A 20,281-nucleotide genomic window follows, 5' to 3' on the forward strand; every position below is an offset into this window, starting at 1 on the left:
CCGGCAGATGTACGAAGGTGCCATCCAGGACCTGATCGACGAGTTGGGCCGGTTGCCGGGCGTGGGTCCGAAGAGCGCTCAGCGGATCGCGTTCCACGTCCTGTCGGCGGATCCGGCCGACGTCAACCGGTTGGCCGGCGCGTTGCGCAAGGTCAAGGAGCTGGTCCGGTTCTGTACGACCTGCTACAACGTGGCCGAGTCCGAGCAGTGCCGGATCTGTCGGGACCCGCGACGCACCGACGAGGTGCTGTGCGTAGTGGAGGAGCCCAAGGACGTGGTCGCCATCGAGCGGACCGGTGAGTTCCGCGGTCGCTACCACGTGCTGGGCGGCGCGATCAATCCGCTGGAGGGGATCGGTCCGGACAGCCTGCGCATCCGGGAGCTGATGATCCGGCTGGGTGGTGGCGGCATCCGGGAGTTGATCCTGGCCACCGACCCGAACACCGAGGGCGAGGCGACCGCCACCTATCTGGCGCTGATGGTGAAGCCGATGGGTATCTCGGTGACCCGACTGGCCAGTGGGTTGCCGGTCGGCGGCGACCTGGAGTACGCCGACGAGATCACCCTCGGCCGGGCCTTCGAGGGGCGCCGGGCCGTCTGACGGAGACGCCAAGGATGCGTGCCACTGGCGGACGGTCGCCACACTCGGTGGGATACGACTGAGTGGTCGGCGTACCCCTGGGGGTGGCGAGTGGCGATGCGGCAGCCGGTCCAGCAGTCCTGGACTCCGGCGGTGCTGGTGGTCGTGGTGGCCCTGGCCATCGCGGGCCCCGTCGTGGCGGTCGAGGTGTGGATGCGGCGAATGGCCGCGGACAGCCGCGTGGAGCAGGCCGAGGCCGAAGCAACCATGACTCGCGTCACACAGGCGTACGCCGACGCGGTGGTGGCCGACGGTGACCCGGCGCCGACCGACGACCGGTTGGCGGCGGTCGCGGAGGGCATGGGGATGCAGGTGCGGGAGGTGCGAAGGCTGCCCGACCTGATGGTGATCGTGTACCGGGAGGAGCCCGTCAGCGCGATGATCTCGGTGAGCATGGTCTACGTCTGCCACCGCGTGACCTTCCACGACCTGGGCACGGCCGCGGCGGGTTCGGTTTCCGAGCGGCTGGCGGACTGCCCACCACCCGTGCCCTGGCCGACGCCCTCCTGACGCGTCCCGACGTCGCCGACGCCCGCTTTCGATGGCCGACCGCGCGACGTCCGGCGCCCAGCAGATCTATGTCGCTCCCTGTCTGCGTCGTGCCGTCGACTGTCAGACCTCGGGACCAAGGTGTCGGCTTGGTAGCGATTGCCTAACGCCCGTTCCGCTTGACGTGTGACATGTCATAGCCTCCCGCACACGGACCGAGCCACAGCTCGGCGTGGTCATGCGCATGACAGAGGTGAGAGATGCAGGCGAGAAGGCTTAAAACGGCCGTGGCCATCGCGGCCGTTGCCGCTCTGGCGGTCGGTGCGGCCGGCTGCGCGGAGAGCGAGCGCGGCGACAGTGGCGAGGCCAAGACTGGCGGCACCTTCATCTTCGCGGGTGCCGGTGACCCGAAGAACTTTGACCCGATCTTCAACGATGACGGTGAGTCGTTCCGGCCGGTCCGGCAGATGTTCGACACCCTGGTGAGTCACAAGCCGGGCACCGCGGAGCTTCAGGGCGGCCTGGCGGAGAGCTGGGAGCACGACCCGGAGGGCAAGGTCTGGACGTTCAAGCTCCGCCAGGGCGTGAAGTTCCACGACGGTACGCCGTTCAACGCCGCCGCGGTCTGCTTCAACTTCGACCGCTGGTACAACATGAAGGGCGCTGCCGCCCAGTCCCAGATGATCTACTACATGGACGTCTTCGGGGGCTTCGCCAAGAACGAGAGCGAGTCCGCCGGCAAGCCGCTCTACAACAAGTGTGAGGCGCAGGGCGACGGCACCGCGGTCGTCACGCTGAACCAGTACAAGGGCGCCTTCCCGGGTGCCTTCGCGCTGACCTCGCTCTCGATCGCGAGCCCGGACGCGCTGAAGAAGTACGACGCCAACACGGTGAAGCAGAACGGCGACTCGTTCGAGTACAGCGCCTTCGCGACCACCAACCCGGTCGGCACCGGCCCGTTCACCTTCGGTGGCTGGGACAAGGCCAAGAACGAGATCACCCTGAACCGCAACCCGGACTACTTTGGCGACAAGGCCAAGGTGGACAAGATGATCATCAAGATCATCAAGGACGAGAGCACCCGCAAGCAGGAGCTTCGTGCCGGCACCGTCCAGGGCATCGACTTCCCGGCCCCGGCCGACCGCAAGGCGCTCGAGGGTGAGGGCTTCCAGGTCGTCAACCGCCCGGCGTTCAACGTCCTCTACCTCGGCCTCAACCAGAAGAACCCGAAGCTGAAGGACCTGCGGGTGCGCCAGGCGATCGCCTACGCCCTCAACCGCCAGCAGCTGGTGCAGACCAAGGGTCCGGGTGGCGCGAAGGTCGCCGACGAGTTCCTGCCGGACACCGTGCTCGGCTACGCCCCGGACGTGCAGAAGTACGAGTACAACCCGGAGAAGGCCAAGCAGCTCCTCAAGGACGCTGGCGCCGAGGGTCTGACGCTCAACTTCTACTACCCGCCGGACGTCACCCGGCCGTACATGCCGAACCCGCAGGAGATCTTCACCGTCCTCGCCAACGACCTGCAGGCCGTCGGCATCAAGGTCAACGGTGTTCCTCGCCCGTGGAACGGTGGCTTCAAGGACGACGTGCAGCAGTTCGGCAAGCACGACCTGCACATCCTCGGTTGGACGGGTGACTACAACGACCCGGGCAACTTCGTCGGCACGTTCTTCGGCCGGGGCAAGATCGAGTTCGGCGACCAGTCGATGACCGAGATGTTCGACGCGATCGCCAAGGCTGACGGCATCGTCGACGAGGCGGGCAAGAAGGCGGCCTGGGAGCAGGTCAACCGCGACATCGCCGCCAAGTGGCTGCCGGCCGTTCCGGTCTGGCACGCTCCGCCGGCCATCGTCGTCACCAAGGACGTCAAGGGCCTGGTGGCCAGCCCGTTGACCGACGAGCGATTCAACACGGTCAGCATCAGCAAGTGACGTCCCTCGGCTGAGGCCGTAGGCGTGATCGGCCCGGTCCGGGGTTCCTCCCGGCCCGGGCCGATCCGCGATCTTTGAGAGTCTGGTGTGTGAGAGATGTTGCGAGTCATAGTTCGCCGCCTGTTGCAGCTGGTGGTGACCCTCATAGCGCTGTCGGCGCTGATCTTCATCTGGCTGCGGAACCTGCCCGGCGGCCCCATCGAGGCACTGCTCGGCGAGCGGGCGACGCCCGAACGTCGCGAGCTGCTGACCAAGGCGCTCGGCTACGACCAGCCGATCCTGGTGCAGTACGGCAAGTTCATGCAGCGGGTGTTGACAGGCGATTTCGGCAACTCGATCCGGACCGGTGACCCGGTCACCGAGGTGATCAGCCGCGCCTTCCCGGCCACCATCGAGCTGGCCGTCGCCGCGATGATCATCGCCGTCGGCCTCGGTGTGCCGCTCGGCTACCTCGCCGCCCGCTGGCGCGGACGGTGGCCGGACAACCTCACCATCGCCGGCACCCTGCTCGGCATCTCCATCCCGATCTTCTTCCTGGGCTACCTGCTCAAGGACGTCTTCACCCAGAACATCCACTGGTTCCCGCCGTCCGGGCGGCTCACCACCGGACTGGAAAACACGAACGTCACCGGCTTCTTCGTGCTCGACGGCCTGTTGACCCGCGAGTTCGACGCCAGCGCGGACGCGTTGTGGCACCTGATCCTGCCGGCGATCACCCTCGCCACCATCCCGCTGGCGGTGATCGTGCGGATCACCCGCGCCAGCGTGCTCGACGTCCTGGACGAGGACTACGTACGGACCGCCGAGGCGAAGGGCCTGCGTCACCGGACGATCCGCGGCCGGCACATCCTGCGCAACGCACTCCTGCCCGTGGTCACGACCATCGGCCTGCAGACCGGTGCGCTGCTCTCCGGCGCGGTGCTCACCGAGAAGGTCTACAACTGGGGCGGCATCGGCACCCTGATCACCGACTCGATCAGCGGCGGCCGCGACTACCCGGTGCTCCAGGCGATCATCCTGCTGGCGGCGCTGGTCTTCGTGGTGGTCAACCTGCTCGTCGACCTCTCCTACGCCTTCATCGACCCGAGGGTGCGTGTGCGATGAGTGACCCGATCACCCAGGCCGGCACTCCGGCTCCCCGTTCCGGGGACGACAAGCCACGTCCCGGCATGAGCGAGCGCAGCATCGGCCTGCTCGGCGACCGCAAGAAGGCACGGCTCGACGAGTTGGCCCAGGCGAGTGCCTCCGACCGGGGCGGGATCAGTCTCGTCCGCGACGCCCTGCGCCGGCTGCGGCGCAATCCGGTCGCCGTCGTCGGGGCCGTGATCGTGGGGCTGTTCGTCCTGGTGGCGATCTTCGCCCCGCTGATCGCACCGCACGACCCGGTGCAGCGCTTCGACGAGTTGACCAAGGGCCTCACCGTGGACACCATCCCGGGGGCCAGCAGTGGGTTCCCGTTCGGCTCCGACCCGCTCGGCCGGGACTTCCTTTCCCGCATGATCTACGGCGCACGGCAGACGCTCTTCGTGGGCGTACTCGCGACCCTCATCGGTCTCGCGCTCGGGGTCCTGATCGGTGCGATCGCCGGCGCCTTCGGCGGCTGGGTCGACGTGGTCCTGATGCGACTCACCGACGTGATGCTGGCCCTGCCGAGCCTGCTGCTCGCCATCACCCTGGTCGCGATGGCCAGCCGGTCGAGCCAGTGGACGGTCATCTTCGCGGTGGCAATCGTGAGCGTGCCGATCTTCGCCCGGCTGCTGCGCGGCTCGATGCTGGCCCAGCGGGAGAGCGACCACGTGTTGGCCGCCCGCGCGCTCGGCGTCAAGGAGCGCAACATCGTGCTGCGGCACATGTTGCCCAACTCGTTGACCGCCGTGATCGTGCAGGCGACCCTGACCTTCGCGGTGGCCATCCTGGACGCCGCGGCGCTGTCCTTCCTGGGCCTCGGCGACCCGGACATCAACCGGGCCGAGTGGGGCCTGATGCTCGGCGTGGACGGCCAGCGCTACTTCGAGGTCCGCCCGGAGTTGGCGTACTACCCCGCGCTCGCGATCATCGTGGTCGCGCTCGGCTTCACCCTGCTGGGTGAGGCGATGCGCGATGCGATCGACCCGAAGAACCGGCGGTGACCACGGTGAGCGCTGTCAGCGCGCCCGGACCCCGTCTCGGGCGAGCGCGAGGAGTGAGCTTGCGAGCCCCGCAGTCGCGAGCGAAGGACCAAAGCAGTGAGGAAGTGACTCGATGAGCCTGCTCGACGTCCGTGACCTGAGCGTCGTGTTCCAGCGGCGCGGCGAGCGGCCCTTCACGGCCGTGGACAAGGTCAGCTTCACGGTGGAGCCGGGGCAGACGGTCGGCCTGGTCGGCGAGTCCGGCTGCGGCAAGAGCGTGACCAGCCTGGCCATCATGGGTCTGCTGCCCAAGCGCGGTAACAAGGTCACCGGGGAGGTGCTCTTCGACGGCACCGACCTGCTGAAACTGCGACCGGACGACATGCGCGACCGACGCGGCCGGGAGATCAGCATGATCTTCCAGGACCCGCTCTCCTCGCTGAATCCCGTCATCCCGATCGGGGTCCAGGTGGCCGAGGTGTTGGAGCGTCACCAGGGCCGGGACCGCAAGCAGGCGCTGCGCGAATCGCGGGACCTGCTCGACGCGGTCGGGATCCCCGACCCGCAGCGGCGACTCAGCGAGTACCCGCACCAGATCTCCGGCGGGATGCGCCAGCGCGCGCTGATCGCCATCGCGCTGGCCTGCAAGCCTCGGCTCCTGATCGCCGACGAGCCGACCACCGCGCTCGACGTGACCATCCAGGCGCAGATCCTCACCCTGCTCAAGCAGTTGGTCGACGAGACCGGCACCGCGCTCGTCATGATCACGCACGATCTGGGCGTGGTGGCCGGGCTCTGCGACACCGTCAACGTCCTCTACGGCGGCAAGGTGGTCGAGCGGCAACGGCGGCACGAGCTGTTCGCGCACGCCCGGCACCCGTACACCCACGGGCTGCTCAACTCGGTGCCCCGGCTGGACTCACCGCGCGGTGAGCGACTGCACGCGATCCGCGGTTCGGTCGCCGACAACATCCCGTGGGTCGAGGGGTGCGCCTTCGCGCCGCGCTGCGACAACGTTGTGGACGCGTGTCTCGAGGGACCGCCGCCGCTCGAACCCACCGCGACCGGCGGCGACCTCCGCTGCAACAACCCCGTCTCCGAGGAGGTGGCGGCCCGATGACCGAACAGACCGGACCCCTGATCGAGCTGCGCGACGTCAAGGTCCACTTTCCGATCAAGAGCGGCCTGCTCTTCGACCGCACCATCGGGTACGTCTACGCGGTGGACGGGGTGTCGCTGAGCATCCGCAAGGGCGAGACGTACGGCCTGGTCGGCGAGTCGGGCTGCGGCAAGTCGACGTTGGGTCGCGGCCTGCTGCGGCTCGTCGAGCCGACCGAGGGCGAGATCGTCTTCGACGGCATCGACGTGCGCTCGCTCAAGGGCGAGGCCATGCGGCAGGCCCGCCGCCGGATGCAGATGATCTTCCAGGATCCGCTGTCCAGCCTCGACCCCCGACAGTCGGTGGAGTCGCTGTTGGTGGAGGGGCTCAAGGCGCACGGGTTGGCCGGCGACAAGGCCGAGACGAACCGGCGGCTGCGCGAGACGCTGGAGGCCGTCGGCCTGCCCGCGTCGGCCCTCGGCAAGTATCCGCACGAGTTCTCCGGCGGCCAGCGCCAGCGGATCGGTATCGCCCGCGCGTTGGTGCTCAACCCGGACCTGATCGTCGCCGACGAGCCGGTCTCCGCGCTTGACGTGTCGATCCAGGCCCAGGTGCTCAACCTGCTGGAGGACCTGCAGAACGAGCGTGGCCTGACGTATCTGATCATCGCGCACGATCTGGCGGTGGTGCGTCACATCGCCGACACGGTGGGCGTCATGTACCTCGGCGGGCTGGTGGAGGAGGCGTCCAGCGACGACCTCTACCGCGAGCCGATGCACCCGTACACCCGGGCGCTGATGTCCGCGGTGCCGGTGCCCGACCCGCTGGTGGAGGACCGCCGGGAGCGGATCCTGCTCGCCGGTGACCTGCCGTCGCCGACCAACCCGCCGTCGGGCTGCCGGTTCCACACCCGGTGCCCGTGGGCGCAACCCACCCGGTGCGCCGACGAGCGGCCGGAACTGCGCGACGTCGTCGGCGGACACCGGGTGGCCTGCCACTTCGCCGAGGACATCGCTGCCGGTCGGATCCGGCCGCACGAGGTCGAGGTGGAGCTGGTCCGCCCGCGCGAGGGCACCGGCCCCGTCGACCCGCCGGGCGAGTTGATCCCCACCCCGTGACGCAACCAGGGGCCGTCCGGGAACGGACGGCCCCTGGGCAGCGCGTGCTCCGGGTGGCTCAGCCGACGGTACGTCGCTCGGGTGGCTCAGCCCTCGGGGCGGTGCAGCAGGCCCACCGCGACGCCGTGTACCGCGTCCAGTCCCGCCGGGTCGGCCAGCGCGACCGACGTGCCGGTCACCGCGTACCACTCGTCGGCGTCCTTGTACTGCACCCGCAGGGTGACCTTGCCGTCCGCGTACTCGGTGCGCAGCGTCAGGTCACCGGTGACCACGCCGACCTCGTCGGTCATCACACCGCCGGGGCCGGGCACGATGTCGGTGGTGCGGCTCTGCGGGCCGGCCGCGCCCCCCGAATCCGCGACCATGCCGGCGCCCGGTACGGCGGCGGGGGTCTCGGCGGCGCCGTCCGCGGTCATGCCGGCGGCGGCCGGGACGCCTTCCCCGGCGGCGGTCACGTGTCGCTCCCCACTCAACAGCCCTCCAACATGTCGGTCAGGGCGGTCTTCTCGGCGCTTGTCACCGTCAGCCGCCAGTAGTGCTTGACCGTCACCCAGTCCTGGGCGTACTTGCACCAGTACGATCGGTTTGCCGGCTTCCACTGGGACGGGTCCTGGTCACCCTTTGCCCGATTGGAGGACGCGGAAACCGCGAAGAGCTGCGGACGGGTGGTGTCGTTGGCGAAGTCACCGCGCTTCGCGTCGTCCCACTCGTCGGCACCGGAGCGCCACGCGTTGGCCAACGGCACCATGTGGTCGATGTCCACGTCGGAGGGATCGGAGAAGCTGCGACCGTCGTACACGCTCTCCCAGCGCCCACCGACCACGTTGCAGCCGGAGAGCTTCACGTCCTTGCCGTCGCGCTGGAGGATGCTGTCCCGCACGTCGCAGTTCTTGCCGGTGTCCCGCCAGTGCGGGAAGTGGTCCCGGCTGTAGCCCTTCATCGAGCCGGCGGTGGCCACGGTGAGCTGGCTCAACTGCTCTGCCGCGTTGCCGCCGTCGTTCGACGACGGTGGTGTGGTCGGCTCGTCCTGCGGGACACAACCGGCCACGCCGAGTGCCAGCGCCGCGGCGAGCGCGATCACCGCCGCTCGCGGTCCTGATCTGGTACGCACAGACGACACCTCTCCAGCTTGCGGTCTCCCGGCGATTGCGCACAGTACCCGGGAATGGTTTCGGCGTTTCGTGGCGTCTCCCACATGATGCAAGGCAGATTGGTGGGATGACCGCACCCGTACCGGCGCCCGCCCTCCGGATGGGCACCACCGCCGGCCGGGGCACGCTGCTCGCCGCCGTGCTCGCCTCTGGCATGGTCTTCCTCGACAGCACTGTCGTCAACGTGGCCCTGCCGAAGCTCGGGCAGGATCTCGGCGCGAACGTGGCCGATCTTCAGTGGACCATCAACGGCTACCTGCTGATGCTGGCGGCGTTCGTGCTGCTCGGCGGCGCGCTCGGGGACCGCTTCGGTCGCCGGCGGATCTTTCTCATCGGGGTGGTCTGGTTCACCGCCGCCTCGGTGCTGTGCGGGCTGGCCCAGGACACCGGCATGCTGATCGCGGCCCGGTTCCTCCAGGGCGCCGGTGGCGCGCTGCTCACGCCCGGGTCGCTGTCGGTGCTCCAGGCCAGCTTCCACCCCGACGACCGGGGCCGGGCGATCGGTGCCTGGGCTGGGCTGTCCGGGGTGTCCACCGCGCTGGGACCGTTCATCGGGGGCTGGCTGATCGACACGCTGTCCTGGCGCTGGATCTTTTTCCTCAACCTACCGATCGCCGTGCTCGTGGTGCTGGCCACGCTGCGCTGGGTGCCGGAGAGCCGGGACGAGAGCGCCTCCCGGACCGCGGGGCCGGGTCGGACCCGACGGCGCTTCGACGTCGGAGGAGCACTGCTCGGCGCGCTCGCGCTGGCCGGCGTCACGTACGCCCTGATCGACGCGCCGGCACGTGGCTTCGACTCCGCCCCGGTGCTGATCGCCGCGCTGGTCGGGGTGCTGTCCGCGGTGACGTTCGTGCTGCTGGAACGACGGCGGGGCGACGCCGCGATGCTGCCCACCGGGCTGTTCGGCAGCCGGCTCTTCTCGGTGCTGAACATCTTCACCGTGGTCGTCTACGCGGCGCTCGGCGGCTTCACCTTCTTCTTCGCCGTCTACCTGCAGAACGTGGTGGAGTGGTCGGCCTTCCGCACCGGCATCGCGTTGCTGCCGATGACCCTGCTGCTGTTGGTCGGGTCGGCCCGAGCCGGAGCGTTGTCGGCGCGGATCGGGCCGCGGCTGCCGTTGACCATCGGGCCGGTGGTGGCCGCGGTCGGTCTGCTACTGCTGCGCGGCGTCGGCCCGGGCGCGTCCTACTGGACCGACGTGCTGCCCGGGGTGCTGCTCTTCGGCATCGGGCTGACCCTGGTGGTGGCACCGCTCACCGCATCGGTGCTGGCCGCCGTGCAGGACCGGTTCTCCGGGGTGGCCAGCGGCTTCAACAACGCCGCGTCCCGGGCCGGCGGACTGCTCGCGGTGGCGGCGCTGCCGCTGCTCGTCGGCCTGTCCGGCAGCGGCTACGCGCAGAAGGCCGAGCTGACCGACGCGTTCCGGGGCGCCATGGTCTGGTGTGCCGGGCTGTTGCTGGCCGGGGCCGTGCTGGCCCTCGTGCTCGTGCACCGGCCGCCCCGCGCGGCCCCACCGTCGCAGCCCTGCCACTCGATGCCCGCGGCCACACCCCCGAGATAGGCAACCACCTCGGGGGCGCGGCGCGTGCGGTCAGCCGCGGGCGCGGTTGACGGCGCTGGTGACCGCCTTGATCGAGGCGGTGACGATGTTGGCGTCGGTGCCGACACCCCAGACCGTCCGACCGTCGACCTCGCACTCCACGTACGCGGCGGCCTGCGCGTCCCCACCCGAGGAGAGCGCGTGCTCGTGGTAGTCGAGCACCCGCACGCCCACCCCGACCGACTGGAGCGCGTTGACGTACGCGTCGATCGGGCCGTTTCCGATCGCGACCAGGGACCGCTGCTCGCCGCCCACACCGACCTGGGCCTCGATCTCGACCTTGCCGTCGGTGGTGCCGATCGTGTAGCTGTTCAGTCGGACCGCCGGGTCGGGCTGGTGGTCGAGCAGGTAGTGCGTCGCGAAGATCTCCCACATGGCGCTCGGGTCGACCTCGCCGCCGTCGTGGTCGGTGACGTGCTGCACCACCCCGGAGAACTCGATCTGGAGCCGGCGCGGCAGGTCCAGTTGGTGCTCGCTCTTCATGATGTACGCGATGCCACCCTTGCCGGACTGCGAGTTGACCCGGATGACCGCCTCGTAGGTGCGGCCCAGGTCCTTCGGGTCGATCGGCAGGTACGGCACGGCCCAGGTGTGCTCGTCCAGCGGCACCCCGGCGGCCTTCGCGTCGGCGGCGAGGGCGTCGAAGCCCTTCTTGATGGCGTCCTGGTGGGAGCCGGAGAAGGCGGTGTAGACCAGGTCGCCCGCGTACGGGTGGCGCTCGTGCACCGGCAGCTGGTTGCAGTACTCGACCGCGCGCCGGATCTCGTCGATGTTCGAGAAGTCGATCATCGGGTCGATGCCCTGGGAGAACAGGTTGAGCCCCAGGGTCACCAGGTCCACGTTGCCGGTGCGCTCGCCGTTGCCGAACAGGCAGCCCTCGATGCGGTCCGCGCCGGCGAGCAGGCCCAGCTCGGCGGCGGCGACCCCGGTGCCGCGGTCGTTGTGCGGGTGCAGGCTCAGCACCACGCTGTCGCGGCGCGGCAGGTGCCGGTGCATCCACTCGATCGAGTCGGCGTACACGTTGGGGGTGGCCATCTCGACGGTGGCCGGCAGGTTGATGATCAGCGGCCGGTCCGGCGTCGGGTCGATCACGTCGATCACCCGGGAGCAGACCTCCAGCGCGTACTCCAGCTCGGTGCCCGTGTACGACTCCGGCGAGTACTCGTAGAAGATCTCGGTGTCCGGGGTGTGGATCTCCGCGTACTTCTGGCAGAGCCGCGCGCCGGTCGTGGCGATGTCGGCGATGCCGTCCCGGTCCAGCCCGAAGACCACCCGCCGCTGCAGGGTGGAGGTCGAGTTGTAGAAGTGCACGATGGCCCGCTTCGCGCCGCGCAGCGACTCGAACGTCCGCTCGATCAGGTGCTCCCGGCACTGCGTGAGTACCTGGATCGTAACGTCGTCCGGGATCATGTCCTGGTCGATGAGCTGCCGGACGAAGTCGAAGTCGGTCTGGCTGGCCGACGGGAAGCCGACCTCGATCTCCTTGTAGCCCATCTGGACCAGCAGCTGGAACATCCGCCGCTTGCGCTCGGGCGACATCGGGTCGATCAGTGCCTGGTTGCCGTCGCGCAGGTCCACGGCGCACCAGCGCGGCGCGGCGTCGACGTGCCGGGTGGGCCAGGTGCGATCCGGCAGGTCGATCCGGAACTGCTCCCGGTACGGCTGGTAGCGGTGGTACGGCATCCGGCTCGGGCGTTGCCGAGCGATCGGATCGGTCTCGGCGTCGGTGACAGGTTGAGCCATCTCAGAGTGCTCCCTGGAACATGTGGCGTCAGCAGATCGGAAGGTGTCGGCGGAATGCCGGGCAACGGTGCGCGGCGGTGCCGAGAAGAAAATCGGATGTGCTGGACGGCGCGATGCGACTCCGCGACGAGGTGCCGGCCGGTCAGGCCTCGTCGCGGCGGCTAAGGAGGAGCAGCGCCCGCCACATGACCACGTCACCCTACGTGATGAAACGGAGGGGGGAAAGGCAGGTCCGGACTATGGGACCAGTGTTCCGGCCTGTTCCGGGGCCTCGGCACCCAGTCGTGGAGTCCGTTCGGCCCAGGCCACCACCGGTACGACAGCCAGCCCGACGAGCACGAAGATCGCTGCGGCCGGTAACCAGCCCCACCCGCCGGTGGTCACCCCGAGCGCGGTCAGACCGACCGGGGCGATCAGGTACTGCACCTGGGAGCCGAGCCGGAAAGCCCCCACGTACGCGCCGCGCTGGGCGGTCGGCGGCAGGGTGGCGGTGAGCCCCCAGGCGCCCGCTGACTCGATCAACTCGGCCAGGATCAGCACCAGGGCGGCGGCCACCAGCACCACCACGGTGAGCAGGCCCCGGGTCAGCCCGGAGAGCGGCAGGACCAGACAGAACAGGGCGATCAGCAGGGCACCCCGGCGGGAGGCTCGGGCCGCGCCCGGCGCGGTGTCGGCGCCCCGGCTCAGACGTACCTGGAGCAGCACGACCAGGACCGTGTTGAGCAGCACCAGCCCGGCGATCACCGTCTTCGGGGCATCGGTGTGGGTGAGGATCCAGAGCGGCAGCACCGTCAGGTAGAGCGTCTGGTGCGCGGTGAGCAGCCCGGACAGCAGGGACACCGCCACGAACGGGCGGTCGCGGAGCACGGCGAGCCGACCCATCGGCTCCACCGGCCGGGTGACCTGCGGCAGCCGGGGCAGTCGCCGCACGAAGAGAGCCGTCACCAGGAAGACCGTCGCGATGAACCAGACCATTCCCCGGTACGCCGCCATCGTGTCCACCGTCAGCACCACGCCGCTGAGCACCGCACCCAGCCCGAAGCCGACGTTCAGCGACGAGCGCTGGTACGCCATCGCGGTGACCCGTTCCGCCGGGGGCAGCGCGTTGATCGAGTAGACCTGCACGGCCACGCCGCTCGCGGCCTCCACGGCGGCCAGGGCCACCACCACGGCGAGGAACCCGGCGAAGCCGCCGACGAACGGGTACGTCGCGAAGAGCGCCGCGTTCAACACCAGCCCGACCACCCAGACCCGCTGCGGTCCGTACCTGTCGGTGAGTCCGCCCAGCGGCACCGTGCCCAACAGCGACACCCCCGCCGCGATGGACAGCCCCAGCCCCACCTGGGCGGCGCTGAGCCCGAGCGCCCGGGTGAAGAAGACGGCGCTGCCGGCGTGGAACAGCCCGCTCCCGACGGCGTAGACCATGGCCTGCACGGCCAGGGCGCGGGTCAGCCCGGCCGGCGGTACGACGTCTCGGACGGCGGTACGGATCGATTCTCTGGTCCCCATGGTCGGGGAGTGAATCGGGTCCCCAGGACCTCGGTCGAATCTTTTAGGCTGGACCGAATCCTGCTCCTGGGGGGCGTGTGTCCGAGTTGCGGTTCAGCCTGGCCGACGTGGCGGGAGTGCGGCTCGCCGTGTCACCGGTCAACGAGACGGTCATGAGCATGTGGGCGCTGGCCAACCCGGTCCGCTACGCGGTGCACCTGCCCTGGATCGACCGGGCCCGGGTGACGTTGCGTCGTCCCGAGGTGGCCGACCGGGTCCGGCCTCTGGTGGGGTTGGTCGTGCCGGGTCGCTGGCTGCCCGACTTCCTCACCCCGGCGGCCCGACCGAACGTGGAGATGGCCGAGCAGCTCGACCAGATCGCCGCGACGCCGCCGGCCGTGGTGGCCCAGGACCTGCTGGCCACCACCTGGCAACGACCGCTGAGCCCGTTCGGGCGGGCCCTGCTGGCCGACCCCGGCGGGCTGCTGCCGCAGGTGGTCGACGCGGTGCGGGTCTGGTACGACGAGGCGATCGCCCCCGACTGGCCGCGGATGCGGGCGCTGCTCGATGCCGACGTGGCGTACCGGGCCGCGCAGCTCGCCGAGAGCGGCGCCGGCGGGTTCTTCGAGCAGCTCCACCCGAGCCTGCGCTGGCACGGCGACCGGGTGGTCAGCGACGACACGTTCGAGCGGGACTTCGACCTCCGCGGTCGTGGGCTGGCGCTGAACCCGACGGTCTTCACCGAGCAGCACGTGCTGTGGAACCTGCTGGAAGATTCGCTGCCGGCCGGCGCGTACCCGGTCCGTGCCGTCGGGACGCTCTGGGAGGCGACCGGCCCGCCGCCCGGCGACCCACTGGCCCGGGTGATCGGCCCCGGCCGGGCCGCGCTGCTGCACCTGCTCGAGACGGCACTGACCACCACCGACCTGGCCCGACTCACCGGGATGTCCGCCGGAAACGTCTCCCAGCACCTGACCGCGCTGCACGCCGCCGGCCTGGTCTCCCGGTCCCGACAGGGTCGGCACGTCCGGTATCGCAACACCGAGGTCGCGGCCGTCCTGCTTCGCGCCAGCGGCGGCGAGTAGGCCCGTCGACCGGTCAGCCGAGCAGGAGTTCGGCAAGCGGTCGACGGCGGCGCAGACCGGTCTCCTCGGCGACGAGGTCGGCCGGGAGGCTGAGTGGGTCACCGAGTTGCCCCACCGCGAGCACCGCGTACGGCCGCACGTCGGCGGGGAGGTGCAGGTCGGCGCTGAGCCCGACGCGATCCACGGTGAGGACCTGGCGCACGTGCAGCCCGAGCGCGGTGGCCTGCACGGTGAGATGGGCGACCGCCTGACCCAGGTCGTACGCGACCCCGTCGGGTGGCGCGGCGTCCGGCGCGGTGTCGCCGTCGACGTGCGCGGCGAGCAGCAGGGCGGCGGCACGGTGTGCCCAGCGTTGGTCGTGCTCGGGCAGGTTGACCAGAATCCGCTTCCAGGTCTCGTCGTCGCGGTGGCCGAGGGTGAACCGCCAGGGTTGGCGGTTGCCCAGGGACGGTGCCCAGCGGGCCGCCTCCAGGAGGAGGGACGCGTCCGTGGCGTTCAACTCCTCGGTGGGGTGGAACGCCAGCGGACTCCAACGGTAGGCGAGCAGCGGAGTGAGGTCGGTCATGCTCCAGATCGTCCCGTATGGGCGATTCGCCCTCTCAGTATGGGGGACCAAATGTGGGCAAGAGCACCCGTATCGGGATGAAGATCAGGGCGTTCCCGCGCTTGGGCTGTCCGACGGGTCAGGGGTCGGCGGCGCGGCGGTGTCCAGCGGATCCCGGTCGACGACCACCGGGCCGGCCAACTGCACAGTGGCCGGCGCCGGGCCCGGCGGTGCGGCCAGCCGCAGCGTCCCCGACCCGGTCCGCACCCCGGTTGGAGTGCCGTCCCGCTCGTAGCAGTAGATGCCCACCTCCACCGGAGCGTTGAGCGACGCCGAGGTGGAGTCCACCGAGTAGCAGGTGCCGGTGAGGCCCTCGGGTGGGCTGGCGGGAGCCACCGCCAGCGGTGCGCGCCGGTCGGTGAGCACGTCCAGCCAGTCGGTGAGCGGATGCTGGACCCGGGGGTCCGACCGACGGGGGATCGCGTCGTCGCGCTCACCGAGGCGTACGCAGCTCGCCGACTCCGGTCGCCCGGCCGACGGCAGGGCGCACTGGAACAGCCCGTCGCTCGTGGCGGCTATCGAGACGTCGGCAGTGCCACCCCATGCGCCACCCGGCACGTCGACCCGCCAACTGCCGTCGTTCGCGCTGGTGAACGTGATGGTGCGAGCCGGCTGACCGGTCTGGCTGTACGCGTACTGCGCCACCAGGTGGCGATCCTGGGCGGCCGCGGCCAGGGCGGCCAGGTCGTCCCGCGCGGTGTCCACCGCGACCGGCCCCGGATCGGCGGGCGGCGGGGCCGGGGGGCGCGCATCGGCGCAGGCGACCAGGAGAGCCGGCAGGGCGAACACGAGCGGCCCGAGCACGCGGACGGCCGGGCGGATGAGGACGGGCACCGGCCCATTCTGGTGGGTCCGGACTGCTGGTGGGCGCCAGCGGGTGACGGCTCGCGCCGGCGTGTCGGACGGTTCGTCGCCGTGTACCGCCGGGGTTGGTGGGAGCGGCCCGGCCGCCCCGCGCGGGCCGGATGGTGGGATCACCTGACCCGGCATCGTTACCCGCCGGATACCCTCAGGGGGACTGACATGCGCCGCCGGCCCCGGTTCCGGCGGCGTCGGCACGCTCAGGGTCGCTGGGAGGGAGTGCACCGTCGTGGCACTCGTGGTGCAGAAGTACGGCGGGTCCTCCGTCGCCAACGCCGAGCGGATCAAGCGGGTGGCCGAGCGCATCGTCGCCGCCCGCAAGGCCGGCGACGACGTGGTGGTGGTGGTCTCCGCGATGGGGGACACCACCGACGAGCTGCTGGACCTGGCCAACCAGGTCAGCCCGCTGCCTCCGGGCCGCGAGCTGGACATGCTGCTCACCGCCGGGGAGCGGATCTCCATGGCGTTGCTCGCCATGGCCATCCACAACCTGGGGTACGAAGCCCGCTCGTTCACCGGCTCGCAGGCCGGCGTCATCACCACCTCGGTGCACGGCCGCGCGCGGATCATCGACGTCACCCCGGGGCGGCTCAAGGGCGCGCTCGACGAGGGTTCGGTGGTCATCGTCGCCGGCTTCCAGGGTGTCTCGCAGGACACCAAGGACGTCACCACGCTGGGCCGCGGTGGTTCGGACACCACCGCCGTGGCGCTCGCCGCCGCCCTGCACGCCGACGTCTGCGAGATCTACACCGACGTGGACGGCATCTTCACCGCCGACCCACGGATCGTGCCCAACGCCCGACACATCCGGCAGATCACCTACGAGGAGACGCTGGAGTTGGCCGCGTGCGGCGCGAAGGTGCTGCACCTACGTAGCGTGGAGTATGCCCGTCGGGCGGGGTTGCCGATCCACGTCCGTTCGTCATACTCGACCAACACCGGCACGATGGTCACCGGATCGATGGAGGACCCTTCCGTGGAGCAGGCACTGATCACCGGCGTCGCGCACGACCGCAGCGAGGCCAAGATCACGATCGTCGGGGTGCCCGACGAGCCGGGTGCCGCCGCGCGGATCTTCGACACCGTCGCCGGCGCCGAGATCAACATCGACATGATCGTGCAGAACGTCTCCACCGAGGGCACCGGTCGGACGGACATCTCATTCACCCTGCCCAAGGCCGACGGCCCCACCGCGATGGCCGCGCTCAGCAAGATCCAGGAGCCGGTCAAGTTCAAGGGCCTGCTGTACGACGACCACGTCGGCAAGGTCTCGCTGATCGGTGCCGGCATGCGTTCGCACCCGGGTGTGGCCGCCGGCTTCTTCGCCGCGCTCGGCGCCGCCGGAGTCAACATCGAGATGATCTCCACCTCCGAGATCCGGGTCTCCGTGGTCTGCCGCGACACCGACCTCGACGCCGCCGTCCGCGCCATCCACGACGCGTTCGAGCTGGGCGGCGACACCGAAGCCGTGGTCTACGCGGGGACGGGTAGGTAGCGCCGATGACGGCGCTGCCCACCCTCGCCGTGGTCGGAGCGACAGGTGCCGTCGGCACCGTGATGTGTGAGCTGCTCTCCGGTCGTCGCAACGTCTGGGGTGAGATCCGCCTGCTCGCCTCCGAACGCTCGGTCGGCAGGCGGGTGCGCTGCCGGGGTGAGGACGTCGTCGTCCAGGCGCTGACCCCGGAGGCGTTCGACGGGGTCGACGTGGCGATGTTCGACGTGCCCGACGAGGTCTCCGCCGAGTGGGCGCCGATCGCCGTCGAGCGCGGTGCGATCGCCGTCGACAACTCCGCCGCGTTCCGGATGGACCGGGACGTCCCGCTGGTCGTTCCGGAGATCAACCCCGAGCAGGTCCGCAACCGGCCCCGGGGCATCATCGCCAACGCCAACTGCACCACCCTCGCGATGATCGTCGCGGTCGCGCCCCTGCACCGCGAGTACGGCCTGCGGGAGCTGGTGCTCGCCTCCTACCAGGCGGTCTCCGGTGCCGGCCAGGCCGGCGTGGACATCCTGCACGACCAGCTCACCAAGGTCGCCGGGGATCGCGCGCTCGGCTCGCGCACGGGCGACGTCCGCCAGGCCGTCGGCGACGACCTCGGTCCGTTTCCGGCCCCGCTGGCGCTCAACGTGGTGCCCTGGGCGGGCTCGTCCGCCGACGGTGGCTGGTCGTCGGAGGAGATGAAGATCCGCAACGAGTCGCGGAAGATCCTCGGCCTGCCCGACCTCAAGGTGTCCGCCACCTGCGTCCGGGTGCCGGTGGTCACCGCTCACTCGGTGGCCGTGCACGCGGTCTTCGGCACCGAGGTGGATGCCGAGGGCGCCCGCGAGGCGCTGCGCAACGCGCCCGGGGTCATCCTGGTCGACGATCCCGCCGCTGGGGAGTTCCCGATGCCGATCGACGCCGTCGGCACCGACCCGTCCTGGGTCGGCCGGATCCGCCGCGCCCTGGACGACCCGCGCGCTCTGGACTTCTTCGTCACCGGCGACAACCTCCGCAAGGGCGCGGCCCTCAACACCGCCCAGATCGCCGAACTCCTGGCCAAGGAGTTCCGCACCCCCTAACAACCCCACCCCACCCGCCCCACCCCGCCCCGCCCCGCCCCGCCCTGCCCGCGTGCGCCCCGCGCCCCGCCATCGCGGTCGATCATGGAGTTGTGGTGGGTGAATTATCCAGCTCTAAGCCTTTTGTGGGGCACCACAACTCCTTGATCGACGCCGGTAGGGGGCGGGGGTTGGGGTTGGGTTGGGGGTGGGGGTGGGGTTGGGGGGTGGGTCAGGCTGCGGAGAGGTGGACTCCGTCTCGGCCCTGGCGTTTTACCGCGTAGAGGGCCTGGTCGGCTCTCTTCAGGGTGCGGTCGGGGGTTTCGCCGGGGCGGGGCAGTGCGACGCCCACGCTGATCGTGCGGCCGATGCGCCGAGCCGCCTCGGTCAGCCGTTCGGCGATCCGGACCGCCTCCTCGGGGCGACTCACCTCGATCACCGCGACGAACTCGTCGCCACCGATCCGGTACAGCTCGTCGCCGTGCCGGAGTGCCTCCTCGAGAGCGCGGGCCAACCCGACGAGCACCCGGTCACCGGCCTGGTGGCCGTACGTGTCGTTGACGATCTTGAAGCCGTCCACGTCGATCGCCAGCAGGGCCGTACGTCCCGGGGTGGCCGCCGCGATCCGCTGCCCGAACGGGCCGGTGTGCCGCAACCCGGTCAGCGGGTCGGAGCTGGCCTGCTCGCGCAGTCGGGCCAGCGTGCGGAGGCGGTCCAGGTTGGTCCAGGCCTGCCCGGCGAGCAGTTCCATCAGGCTGACCGTGGTCGGGTCCGGGCGCAGGGCACGTTCGTCGGCGACCAGCAGCATCCCGCCGGCCTCCGGTGACCCGACCGGAACGGCGACCACGGTCTGCACCCGCGCCTGGGTCAGTGGTCGGTAGTCCTCGGTCGGGGGGTGCCCCGCCTCGCCCAGCGTGTACCCGGCGCCGTAGCGGTGTGCCCGGTCGACCATCCGGGCCAGGGCCGCCGGGCCAGCCTCGGTCAGCTCGGCGCGGATCCGGGTCTCCAGGTCGCTCGGCGTTGCCGGGGGAGGGCCGAGTTGGCCGGCGACGAGCAGGAGCGCGGTGGAGAGGGTGGAGACCTCCCGGGCGGCGCGGGCCGCCGCGTTCATCAGCTCCGCTTCGGTGAGTGCGGAGGAGAGTGCGGCGGTGTGCCGGAGCAGCTTCTCGCTGCGGCTCTCCTCCGGTGGGCCGCCGAGTGCGGCGATCCGCGCGCCGAGCCGGTCGGCCAGCCACTGCGCCGTCTCCCGCCACAGCTCCAGGTCGGCTGGCTCACTCCACTGCAGGTCGAGTACGCCGATCGCCCGTCCGGTCGGGTCCAGCACCGGGACGCACAGCTCGGCGGTCACGTCCGGGCGTACCGGAAGGTAGTCCGGGTCGGTGGTGACGTCCGGGACGACGGCGGGGGCGCCGGTGGCGTACACCCGCCCGACGATGCCGGTTCGCTCCGGCACGGTCGCGAAGACCTGCCAGGCCCCGGTCGCCGCTACGCAGCGCAGACGGTCGTGGGCCGCGAGCAGCACGGAGATCGTCGCGTGGGTGTGCCGGGACAGCGCGGTGACCGTCCACCGACAGGCCTCCGGCACGCTCGACGCCATCGGGAGGCGGGCGATGACGTCACGGCTGACTCGCTGATGATCCACTCGCACGTCGTTCCAGGTAGGGGAGGGGCCGGCCGGCGCCGAGCCGCGCGATCAAGCGTACTCACGGTGGCGGGATCCTCAGGGCTTCGTACACACGTGCTATCCACAGGCTGTGGACACAGCCTGTGGGCGGTGCCACCGGGTGTCAGAGTTGACGATCGCGTTTGCGCCTGCCAATAAT

The 20,281-nt window shown here is 70.5% G+C and carries 18 protein-coding genes; 11 read left to right on the plus strand and 7 right to left on the minus strand.

Translation table 11 applies throughout. The features are described from left to right. Positions 1-7: 7 nt before the first annotated feature. From recR to AB0C01_RS08370, 7 genes are all read left to right on the plus strand, one after another. A complete protein-coding gene (recR, locus tag AB0C01_RS08340) occupies positions 8-601 on the plus strand; it encodes a recombination mediator RecR (RefSeq protein WP_357255522.1) in 594 nt (197 codons plus the stop codon). A gap of 96 nt (positions 602-697) precedes the next feature. Continuing rightward, complete coding sequence (locus tag AB0C01_RS08345) at positions 698-1,150, plus strand: hypothetical protein (RefSeq protein ID WP_357570732.1); 453 nt, start codon at positions 698-700, stop codon at positions 1,148-1,150. A 239-nt stretch (positions 1,151-1,389) separates the two neighbouring features. Beyond that, positions 1,390-3,060 carry an ABC transporter substrate-binding protein gene (locus AB0C01_RS08350; protein WP_357255518.1) on the plus strand — a complete coding sequence of 557 codons (1,671 nt, stop codon included), beginning with the start codon at positions 1,390-1,392 and terminating at the stop codon, positions 3,058-3,060. Positions 3,061-3,156: 96 nt separating this feature from the next. Beyond that, positions 3,157-4,164, plus strand: a complete 1,008-nt coding sequence (locus AB0C01_RS08355) for an ABC transporter permease (RefSeq protein ID WP_357255516.1) — start codon at positions 3,157-3,159, stop codon at positions 4,162-4,164. 65 nt (positions 4,165-4,229) lie between these two features. After that, a complete protein-coding gene (locus AB0C01_RS08360; RefSeq protein ID WP_357255591.1) occupies positions 4,230-5,189 on the plus strand; it encodes an ABC transporter permease in 960 nt (319 codons plus the stop codon). 112 nt (positions 5,190-5,301) lie between these two features. Next, positions 5,302-6,288, plus strand: a complete 987-nt coding sequence (locus tag AB0C01_RS08365) for an ABC transporter ATP-binding protein (protein ID WP_357570733.1) — start codon at positions 5,302-5,304, stop codon at positions 6,286-6,288. After that, entirely contained in the window at positions 6,285-7,385 is a 1,101-nt protein-coding gene (locus tag AB0C01_RS08370) for an oligopeptide/dipeptide ABC transporter ATP-binding protein (RefSeq protein WP_357570734.1), read from the plus strand. The genes AB0C01_RS08365 and AB0C01_RS08370 overlap by 4 nt, the downstream gene beginning before the upstream one ends. 86 nt (positions 7,386-7,471) lie before the next feature. Here the strand turns inward: AB0C01_RS08370 and AB0C01_RS08375 are convergent, their stop codons facing one another. Further along, positions 7,472-7,861, minus strand: coding sequence for a hypothetical protein (locus AB0C01_RS08375; protein WP_357570951.1), 390 nt, complete (start codon positions 7,859-7,861; stop codon positions 7,472-7,474). Beyond that, entirely contained in the window at positions 7,855-8,496 is a 642-nt protein-coding gene (locus AB0C01_RS08380) for an HNH endonuclease family protein (RefSeq protein WP_357255512.1), read from the minus strand. Before AB0C01_RS08380 ends, AB0C01_RS08375 begins: the two co-directional genes overlap by 7 nt. Positions 8,497-8,603: 107 nt before the next feature. Here AB0C01_RS08380 and AB0C01_RS08385 point away from each other — a divergent pair, with 107 nt between their 5' ends. Further along, positions 8,604-10,097, plus strand: a complete 1,494-nt coding sequence (locus tag AB0C01_RS08385; RefSeq protein ID WP_357570735.1) for an MFS transporter — start codon at positions 8,604-8,606, stop codon at positions 10,095-10,097. A 30-nt stretch (positions 10,098-10,127) separates the two neighbouring features. On the opposite strand, the gene leuA is transcribed toward AB0C01_RS08385, so the two are convergent. Together leuA and AB0C01_RS08395 are read right to left on the minus strand one after the other, a co-directional pair. Then, a complete protein-coding gene (gene leuA / locus AB0C01_RS08390; RefSeq protein ID WP_357570736.1) occupies positions 10,128-11,879 on the minus strand; it encodes a 2-isopropylmalate synthase in 1,752 nt (583 codons plus the stop codon). Between the two features lie 237 nt (positions 11,880-12,116). Further along, positions 12,117-13,388 carry an MFS transporter gene (locus tag AB0C01_RS08395; RefSeq protein WP_357570737.1) on the minus strand — a complete coding sequence of 424 codons (1,272 nt, stop codon included), beginning with the start codon at positions 13,386-13,388 and terminating at the stop codon, positions 12,117-12,119. Between the two features lie 77 nt (positions 13,389-13,465). Here AB0C01_RS08395 and AB0C01_RS08400 point away from each other — a divergent pair, with 77 nt between their 5' ends. Beyond that, complete coding sequence (locus tag AB0C01_RS08400) at positions 13,466-14,452, plus strand: ArsR family transcriptional regulator (RefSeq protein WP_357570738.1); 987 nt, start codon at positions 13,466-13,468, stop codon at positions 14,450-14,452. A gap of 13 nt (positions 14,453-14,465) precedes the next feature. Here the strand turns inward: AB0C01_RS08400 and AB0C01_RS08405 are convergent, their stop codons facing one another. Together AB0C01_RS08405 and AB0C01_RS08410 are read right to left on the minus strand one after the other, a co-directional pair. Next, positions 14,466-15,017 (minus strand): nitroreductase family protein, encoded by a 552-nt coding sequence (locus AB0C01_RS08405; RefSeq protein ID WP_357570739.1) that lies wholly within the window; start codon positions 15,015-15,017, stop codon positions 14,466-14,468. 84 nt (positions 15,018-15,101) lie between these two features. After that, positions 15,102-15,890, minus strand: a complete 789-nt coding sequence (locus AB0C01_RS08410) for a hypothetical protein (RefSeq protein WP_357570740.1) — start codon at positions 15,888-15,890, stop codon at positions 15,102-15,104. Positions 15,891-16,146: 256 nt separating this feature from the next. On the opposite strand from AB0C01_RS08410, the gene AB0C01_RS08415 reads away from it, so the two are divergent. Both AB0C01_RS08415 and AB0C01_RS08420 read left to right on the plus strand, forming a co-directional pair. After that, on the plus strand, positions 16,147-17,412 hold the full coding sequence (locus AB0C01_RS08415; protein WP_357255498.1) for an aspartate kinase: 1,266 nt from the start codon (positions 16,147-16,149) through the stop codon (positions 17,410-17,412). Positions 17,413-17,417: 5 nt separating this feature from the next. Next, on the plus strand, positions 17,418-18,479 hold the full coding sequence (locus AB0C01_RS08420) for an aspartate-semialdehyde dehydrogenase (protein ID WP_357255496.1): 1,062 nt from the start codon (positions 17,418-17,420) through the stop codon (positions 18,477-18,479). Between the two features lie 211 nt (positions 18,480-18,690). On the opposite strand, the gene AB0C01_RS08425 is transcribed toward AB0C01_RS08420, so the two are convergent. After that, a complete protein-coding gene (locus AB0C01_RS08425; RefSeq protein WP_357255587.1) occupies positions 18,691-20,055 on the minus strand; it encodes a sensor domain-containing diguanylate cyclase in 1,365 nt (454 codons plus the stop codon). Positions 20,056-20,281: the final 226 nt, after the last annotated feature.

The organism is Micromonospora sp. NPDC048905, from assembly GCF_040649655.1.
Lineage (GTDB): Bacteria > Actinomycetota > Actinomycetes > Mycobacteriales > Micromonosporaceae > Micromonospora.

What these genes read in the sequence shown, in the direction of transcription:
- AB0C01_RS08350 (WP_357255518.1), top strand. Translation starts at nt 1,390, where the DNA reads ATGCAGGCGAGAAGGCTTAAAACGGCCGTGGCCATCGCGGCCGTTGCC.
- leuA (WP_357570736.1), bottom strand. Translation starts at nt 11,879, where the DNA reads ATGGCTCAACCTGTCACCGACGCCGAGACCGATCCGATCGCTCGGCAA.
- AB0C01_RS08385 (WP_357570735.1), top strand. Translation starts at nt 8,604, where the DNA reads ATGACCGCACCCGTACCGGCGCCCGCCCTCCGGATGGGCACCACCGCC.
- recR (WP_357255522.1), top strand. Translation starts at nt 8, where the DNA reads ATGTACGAAGGTGCCATCCAGGACCTGATCGACGAGTTGGGCCGGTTG.
- AB0C01_RS08395 (WP_357570737.1), bottom strand. Translation starts at nt 13,388, where the DNA reads ATGGGGACCAGAGAATCGATCCGTACCGCCGTCCGAGACGTCGTACCG.
- AB0C01_RS08365 (WP_357570733.1), top strand. Translation starts at nt 5,302, where the DNA reads ATGAGCCTGCTCGACGTCCGTGACCTGAGCGTCGTGTTCCAGCGGCGC.
- AB0C01_RS08420 (WP_357255496.1), top strand. Translation starts at nt 17,418, where the DNA reads ATGACGGCGCTGCCCACCCTCGCCGTGGTCGGAGCGACAGGTGCCGTC.
- AB0C01_RS08370 (WP_357570734.1), top strand. Translation starts at nt 6,285, where the DNA reads ATGACCGAACAGACCGGACCCCTGATCGAGCTGCGCGACGTCAAGGTC.
- AB0C01_RS08405 (WP_357570739.1), bottom strand. Translation starts at nt 15,017, where the DNA reads ATGACCGACCTCACTCCGCTGCTCGCCTACCGTTGGAGTCCGCTGGCG.
- AB0C01_RS08345 (WP_357570732.1), top strand. Translation starts at nt 698, where the DNA reads ATGCGGCAGCCGGTCCAGCAGTCCTGGACTCCGGCGGTGCTGGTGGTC.
- AB0C01_RS08355 (WP_357255516.1), top strand. Translation starts at nt 3,157, where the DNA reads ATGTTGCGAGTCATAGTTCGCCGCCTGTTGCAGCTGGTGGTGACCCTC.
- AB0C01_RS08360 (WP_357255591.1), top strand. Translation starts at nt 4,230, where the DNA reads ATGAGCGAGCGCAGCATCGGCCTGCTCGGCGACCGCAAGAAGGCACGG.
- AB0C01_RS08425 (WP_357255587.1), bottom strand. Translation starts at nt 20,055, where the DNA reads ATGGCGTCGAGCGTGCCGGAGGCCTGTCGGTGGACGGTCACCGCGCTG.